Source organism: Streptomyces sp. NPDC055815 (genome assembly GCF_053616475.1).
In genome coordinates, this window is sequence record NZ_JBSHDU010000091.1 from 26,883 (window position 1) to 33,390 (window position 6,508).

A 6,508-nucleotide genomic window follows, 5' to 3' on the forward strand; every position below is an offset into this window, starting at 1 on the left:
CGGGTGACGCCACCGCACGCGTTCGGTGACATGCGCCCGTCAAGGCACGTCCGGATTATGGACAGCGCTCAACTGCCGCCACAAGAAAGCCTTTTCGGCCAGATCCGGTGGGGGGACCGTACAGTGGTCGGGAAGGGGGATCCGGCATGCAGAACCGTCATGAGGCCGACCGTGTCATCCACGGCTTCCCGCACCGCGCCACCGTGCGGGCCTCCCTCACCGCGCTCTACCGCCGCCTCTCCGCCGACGGCGTGCACAGCCACCCGGTCAGCGTGAGCGCCGAGGACGTGGCCCTCGGCGACGACGAGGACCTCCACCTCGGCGCCCAGCGGGTGGCCCACGCCCTCGTCCGGCACCTGAGGCTGCCCGAGGCGCGGATCGTGGTGAGCTTCCGGCCCATGGAGTACGCGGCGGCCGTCGAGCTCACCGCGGGCCCCGAGTACTTCGTCGAGCTCAACGACCGCTTCCGGACCCGCCGCAGGGACATCGGCGCGGCCCTCGCCCACGAGATCACCCACGTGCTGCTGCACCGGCTCGGCCTCGGCTTCCCCTCCACCGCAGAGAACGAGGTCCTCACCGATGTCACCACCACCTACCTGGGCGCCGGCTGGCTGCTGCTCGACGCGTACCGGCGGGACGGCGTCGAGAGCCAGAAGCTCGGCTATCTGACCCCCGAGGAGTTCGGCTACGTCCTCGCCAAACGGGCCGAGGTCTTCGGCGAGGACCCCTCGCCCTGGTTCACCAGCGCGGTGGCGTACGAGGCGTGGGTACGGGGCCGGGCGGAGGCCGCGCGGGAGCGGACCGCGCCGCCGCTCGCCGGGGCGGGCTGGGCCGAACGCCGCCGGTACACCGCGCAGCGGCGCCGGGGCCGGGCCGCCGAGGACGCTCCGTACGCCTTCGAGGGCGGCGCCCCGGCGACCGGCGTCTCCTTCCTCTGCCCGGTCTGCGCCCAGCGCCTGCGGATCCCGGCCGGGAGGGCGCTGCGGGCCCGGTGCGGGGTGTGCGGGTCGGTCCTGGACTGCGCCTCCTGACCCGGGGACGCGGGAATCGATTTGCGCCGCGCACCGACGGCGCGTCAGGGTCGGGGCATGAGCACGTTGTTCGACGCGATTCGGGCCGGGGACGAGGACGGGGCCGTGCGGCTCCTGCGGGACGGGGCCGACCCCGGGGGCCGGGAGGACGGGGAGACCGCCCTGTACCGTGCGGCCGTCGACGGCGAGGCCGGGATCGTGCGGGTCCTGCTCGCCGCCGGGGCCGACCCCACCCGGCTCAGCGGCGAGGACGACGGCGACCTGCCGCTGTGCGGCGCGGCCTGCGGCGGGCACACCGAGGTGGTGCGGGCCCTCCTCGCGGCGGGCGCGGCGGCCGACGCGCAGGAGTCGTACGGATTCACGGCCCTCGCCTGGGCGCTGCGCCTCGGCCACGCCGACACGGCCCGGGTCCTCCTGGAGCACGGCGCCGACCCGGACCGGCCGGGACCCGACGGGCTCCTCCCGCTCGTCGCCGCGGCCCGGCGCGGCTCCAGCGGCTGCGTGCGGGCGCTCCTCGACCACGGGGCACAGGCCCGGGAGGCCGCCCTGCGGGAGGCCCGGCGGTGGATCGGCGCCGACATCGCCGCCGAGCTGCGGCGCGGGCTCGTCGCCGGGAACGAGGGCGGGCAGACGTACGAGGCGGTCGTCCGGCGGATCCGGGAGGACGGCGGGATCACGGTCTGCGTCGAGCTGCTGCGGGAGAACGGCGCCCCCGGGCGCGGCGACGACCGGCAGACCGGGCACGCGGCGATCGCCACGCTCCTGGAGTCGGCGCTCGGCCTGCGCACCCCGCACGAGGAGCTCGCGGCGCGGGCCCTGCACTGCGGCGACCCCGAGCTCGACGACTGGACGACGGCCGTGGCCGAACTGGCGGGCCGGGCCGACGAGGAGACCTTCGTGGCGGCGGCCGGGTGGTGCGCCTACCGGGACCCGCTGCGCCGGGCCCTCGGCGCGCGGGTGCTGGGCGCACTGCCCGGCTTCGGCCCGAGCGCGGTCCCGGTCCTGCGGCGCCTCGCGGCGGAGGCCGTCCCTCCGGCGCGGGAGCCGATGCTCTCGGCGGTGCTCGCGCTCGGGGAGTGCGCGGACGCGGCCGCCGTGCCCGAACTGCTCGCGGCGGCCGCGCATCCCGACGCGGTGGTGCGCCGGGCGGTCGCGGCGGCGCTCGCCGGGATCGTGCCGGCCGGGCACGCCGAGGCGCTCGGGGTGGTGCTCGCGCTGAGCCGGGACGGCGACGCCCGGGTGCGGGACTGGGCGACGCTCGCGCTCGCCGAGCTGCCCGACGACACCCCTCTCGTACGGGAGGGGCTCGCGGAGCGGCTCGGCGACACCGATCCGGAGACGGCGGCGGAGGCGGCGCGCGGGCTCGCGATCCGTCAGGACCCGCGCGCCGTCGACGCGCTGGCGTCGATCCTCGCGGACGGTGAGGCGGACGGCGCCGCCCGCGAGACGGCGCTGGCCGCCCTGGAGCACGTCCACGACCCGCGGGTCAGGACCCGTCTGGAGTGGACGACCCCGCGCCGCGGCTGAGCCAGGCCGTCTCTTCCGGATCTTGCCTGACCCGCGACGCCTGGCACCGTACCTCGCCGCGTTGTCGGGCCCGCCCAAGTACGTCCAGTAATCGGGCGACCCTCCGCCTTGCGATGCACGGCACCAGACGCCGCGGGCTTAACCCGGCAAGATCCGAAAGAGACGACCTAGGGGTATCAGCAGGCGTAGTCGATGAGGTCGAACGTGGCGTAGTGGTCGGAGGTGTAGTAGTCCTCCTCCGCCGCGCTTCCGGTGACGATCCGGCGGGCGCCGCGGGTGGAGACGCCCGGGGTCTTCACCGTGTACTCGTGGTAGTAGCCGTAGCTGTGGGCCGGCAGGACGCCTTCGCGGTTCTGGAAGACGGAGCCGTCCTGGCTGTACGGGAAGGGGCCGCCCGCGTCGATCAGGCGCAGGGTGTCGTACGCCTGGCTGGGCAGGGCCGAGTAGCAGATGTCCCCGACGGACGCGGTCGTCGCGAGGGTGGAGACGGCGGCGACGGGTGCGGGCGCGGGGGCGGCGGTGGCCGGGGCGCCGAGGAGGAGGGAGGAGAGGAGGGCGGTGGCGACACCGCCGGCGAGGGTGAATCGAGGGGGGATTCGCATGGCTGTGATGATGACGCGCGTAGATCCCCGCCGGGAACCCCAACGGGCTTGAATTCCCCGGACGTTAACCGGTTCCTCCCGAACGTGCGGATCCCGTGGACGCGGACGGCGGAGCGCCGGAACCCCTCCGGGTCCCGGCGCTCCGCCGTGTGGGTGAGGGGGCGTCACCGCCCGCCGGCGGGGAGCCGCAGGCTCAGCAGGGCGGCGCCGGCGTAGGCCGCGAGGACCCAGGGCATCGCGGCGGAGAGGGAGAGGTCGGCGAAGTACGCGGTGCCGATGGCGGCCGCGCCGAGGGCGCCGCCGAACTGCTGGGCGGTGGAGAAGACGCCGGAGGCTCCGCCCGCGAGTTCGGCCGGGGCCGCCGAGAGGACGATGCCGACGAGCGGGACGACGAAGAGGCCGAGGCCGGCGCCCGCGACGGCGAGCCCGGGGGCCAGCGGCCAGGCGCCGGTGTGGACGGGCGCGGCACCCTCCATCGCGTACCAGACCCAGCCGTAGCCGCCGGCCATGAGGAGGGCGCCCGCGGTGGGGACGTACCGGCCGAGCTTGGCGGCGAGCGGTTCGGCGGCCGGGGCCGTGAGGAAGCCGCCCGCCGAGAAGGCGGCCATCAGCACGCCGGCCTGCGTCGGGGTGTAGCCCTGGCCGCCCTGCAGCCAGATCGCGAGGACCAGGAAGAAGCCCTGCATGCCGAGGGCGAAGAGCAGCTGGACGGCGAGGCCGTACGAGAAGGCCGGGACGGTGAGGATCCGGCGGGGCAGCACCGCGCCGCGGGCGGCGACCCCGGCCACCGCGAGGGCGCCGGCCGCGAGGAGGGCCCAGCCCCAGAGCGGCCAGCCCCAGCCGCGGCCCTGGACGAGCGGCAGGACGACGGCGACGAGTCCGGCGGCGAGGGCGAGGCTGCCGAGCAGCGGGGGCCGGGTGGCGGCGTGCTCGCGGGTGCCGGGGACGAGGACGACGGCCGCGGCGAGGGTGAGGACGGAGACGGGCACGTTGACGAGGAAGACGCTGCGCCAGCCGAGCCCGAAGAGGTCCGCGTCGGTGAGGACGCCGCCGAGCAGCAGTCCGATGGCGGAGGCGAAGCCGGCCACCGCGCCGTACATCCCGAAGACCTTGCCGCGCTCCTTGCCGTGGAAGAGGCTCTGGAAGGAGCCGAGCACCTGCGGCATGAGCACGGCGGCGGCGACGCCCTGGACGGCGCGGGCCGCGATCAGCTGGCCGGGGCTCTGGGCGAGGCCGCAGGCGAGACTGGCGAGGCCGAAGCCGGCGGTGCCGGCGAGGAAGAGCGCCTTGCGGCCGTACCGGTCGCCGAGCCGTCCCGCGACGACGAGGGTCGCGGCGAAGCCCAGGAGGTAGGCGGAGACGGTCCACTGGAGGGCGCTCTCGGAGGCGCCGAGCCCGTGCCCGAGGGAGGGCAGGGCGACGTTGACGATGGTGACGTCCACGAGGTCCATCAGGGCGGCGACCATCATGACGACGGCGGCGGCCCAGCGGCGCGGGTGGACGGTGGACGGGTCGCCGGTGGCGGCGGTCCTGACGGTCGTAGACATCGCGCGCTCCTTCTCGAGATTTATTTCGTTCGGGCGAACGAAATAAAAGTCGCACGCGCGGGCCCTTGATCACAAGTCTTTCGTTCGGTCGAACGAAATGAATTTTGCTAGGCTGCCGCCATGAGCGAGCAGGACCAGGACCGAGGCGCGGTCATCGCCGCCCTCACCGCAGCCGGCCGGGACTCCAGCGCCGCCTCCGTCGCCTTCCACTCGGCGATCGCGGCCCAGCAGGACCTGGGCGCCACCGAGACCAAGACGCTCGACCTGCTCGAACGGCACGGCCCCCTCACCGCCAAGGAGCTGGCCGAGCACTCGGGCCTGGCCCCCGCCTCCGTCACCGGGCTCGTCGACCGCCTGGAGCGCAAGGGCTTCGTGCGCAGGGTGAAGCACCCGACGGACAAGCGCCGGGTGCTCATCGAGCCCCGCCCCGAGAAGCTGGCCGAGCTCGCCCCGCTCTTCGACGACTGGGCGCGCGAAGTGCACGAGCTCTACGAGGAGTTCACGACCGAGGAACTGGCGACGATCACCCGCTTCCTGACGGGCGCGACCGCGCGCCAGCGCGCCGCCACCAAGCGCCTCACGGAGTAACGGGGGTACGCACACCCCTCCCGTTCGGCCCTCCCGGCTGCTACCTTCCTCGCCAGCACTCCACCTAACTAACGTTAGGTGGAAGAGCGGCCCCGCGGGCCCGTCCGCCCACGGCTGTCCCACCCGAGTCCGTCAGCCGTACGGCCGTCCGCCGTACGTCCGTCAGTCCGTAAGGGAGCCCAGCCATGCCCCTGTCCCGACGCGCGCTGCTCACCACCACCGGCGCCGCCACCCTGCTCTCGATGCTGCCCACACGGGCGAGCGCCCGTCCCCGCCCCTTCTCGACGACCGCCATCCGGCAGATCCCGCTCCAGGGCGCCGTCAACGTCCGCGACCTCGGCGGGTACGTCACCTACGACGGCGCCCGGGTCCGGCACGGCCTCGCCTACCGGAGCGACCACCTCGCCAAGCTCACCGACGCCGACCTCACCACCCTCGCCGGGCTCGGCCTCGGCACCGTGGTCGATCTGCGGATCCCGCTGGAGGTCCAGTACGACGGCGCCGACCGGCTGCCCGCCGGTCCTGTCCCGGTCGCCCGGCCCATCACCGACCACGGGCTCTTCGGGCAGCTGATGGCCGCGATCGGCTCCCGCGACCCGGTGCGGCAGGAGGAGATGCTCGGCGGCGGGCGGGCCGCCGCCTTCATGCGCGAGGTGTACCGCACCTTCGTCACCGACGCCGCGAACCGGGCCGCCCTCGCGGCCACCCTGCGCGACCTGGCCGACCCCCGCCGGGGGCCGCTGCTCCTGCACTGCACCTCGGGCAAGGACCGCACCGGCTGGACCAGCTGGCTCCTGCTCACCCTCCTCGGGGTGCCGGAGAGCTCCGCCCGCGCGGACTACCTGGCCTCCAACACCTTCCGCGCCGCCTACGACGCGCGCGTGCGGGAGGGCCTGAAGCAGGGCGGGCTCATGCAGAACCCGGACCTGATCGTGCCGCTCCAGGAGGTGCGGGACGAATACCTGGACACCGCCCTCGACCAGGTCCGCACCTCCTACGGGAGCGTCTTCCGCTACGTGTCCGTCGGCCTCGGCCTGGAGCTGCGCGAGCTCGCGGCGCTCCGCGCACGGCTCGTGCCGGACGCCTGACGCCCGCCCCGGCCGCCACCGGCCGCCGCACCGCGCCCGGCACCCGCGCCGGAACCGGCACCCCGGCCCGCGCCGGAGCCGCGCCCCGAACCGCCCGCTCCACGCCCCGAACCGCCCGCTCCACG

Annotated in this window: 6 protein-coding genes; 4 read left to right on the forward strand and 2 right to left on the reverse strand. The window is 75.2% G+C overall.

Going from position 1 to position 6,508, the window contains the following annotated elements:
- The first annotated feature begins 146 nt into the window (after positions 1 to 146).
- Both ACWGN5_RS36145 and ACWGN5_RS36150 read left to right on the forward strand, forming a co-directional pair.
- Complete coding sequence (locus ACWGN5_RS36145; RefSeq protein ID WP_453522652.1) at positions 147 to 1,031, forward strand: hypothetical protein; 885 nt, start codon at positions 147 to 149, stop codon at positions 1,029 to 1,031.
- Between the two features lie 57 nt (positions 1,032 to 1,088).
- Entirely contained in the window at positions 1,089 to 2,558 is a 1,470-nt protein-coding gene (locus ACWGN5_RS36150) for an ankyrin repeat domain-containing protein (RefSeq protein WP_453522653.1), read from the forward strand.
- 176 nt (positions 2,559 to 2,734) lie between these two features.
- On the opposite strand, the gene ACWGN5_RS36155 is transcribed toward ACWGN5_RS36150, so the two are convergent.
- Both ACWGN5_RS36155 and ACWGN5_RS36160 read right to left on the reverse strand, forming a co-directional pair.
- Positions 2,735 to 3,160 carry a ribonuclease domain-containing protein gene (locus ACWGN5_RS36155; RefSeq protein WP_453522654.1) on the reverse strand — a complete coding sequence of 142 codons (426 nt, stop codon included), beginning with the start codon at positions 3,158 to 3,160 and terminating at the stop codon, positions 2,735 to 2,737.
- A 164-nt stretch (positions 3,161 to 3,324) separates the two neighbouring features.
- On the reverse strand, positions 3,325 to 4,707 hold the full coding sequence (locus tag ACWGN5_RS36160; protein WP_453522655.1) for an MFS transporter: 1,383 nt from the start codon (positions 4,705 to 4,707) through the stop codon (positions 3,325 to 3,327).
- A gap of 120 nt (positions 4,708 to 4,827) precedes the next feature.
- Between ACWGN5_RS36160 and ACWGN5_RS36165 the strand changes: the two genes are divergently transcribed.
- Both ACWGN5_RS36165 and ACWGN5_RS36170 read left to right on the forward strand, forming a co-directional pair.
- Entirely contained in the window at positions 4,828 to 5,295 is a 468-nt protein-coding gene (locus ACWGN5_RS36165) for a MarR family winged helix-turn-helix transcriptional regulator (RefSeq protein WP_453522656.1), read from the forward strand.
- 185 nt (positions 5,296 to 5,480) lie between these two features.
- The gene (locus ACWGN5_RS36170) at positions 5,481 to 6,383 is read left to right on the forward strand and encodes a tyrosine-protein phosphatase (protein WP_453522657.1); all 903 of its coding nucleotides are present in this window, start codon (positions 5,481 to 5,483) and stop codon (positions 6,381 to 6,383) included.
- Positions 6,384 to 6,508 lie beyond the last annotated feature (125 nt).

Coding starts and splice junctions, on each gene's coding strand:
- ACWGN5_RS36145 (WP_453522652.1), top strand. CDS start 147: ATGCAGAACCGTCATGAGGCCGACCGTGTCATCCACGGCTTCCCGCAC.
- ACWGN5_RS36150 (WP_453522653.1), top strand. CDS start 1,089: ATGAGCACGTTGTTCGACGCGATTCGGGCCGGGGACGAGGACGGGGCC.
- ACWGN5_RS36155 (WP_453522654.1), bottom strand. CDS start 3,160: ATGCGAATCCCCCCTCGATTCACCCTCGCCGGCGGTGTCGCCACCGCC.
- ACWGN5_RS36160 (WP_453522655.1), bottom strand. CDS start 4,707: ATGTCTACGACCGTCAGGACCGCCGCCACCGGCGACCCGTCCACCGTC.
- ACWGN5_RS36165 (WP_453522656.1), top strand. CDS start 4,828: ATGAGCGAGCAGGACCAGGACCGAGGCGCGGTCATCGCCGCCCTCACC.
- ACWGN5_RS36170 (WP_453522657.1), top strand. CDS start 5,481: ATGCCCCTGTCCCGACGCGCGCTGCTCACCACCACCGGCGCCGCCACC.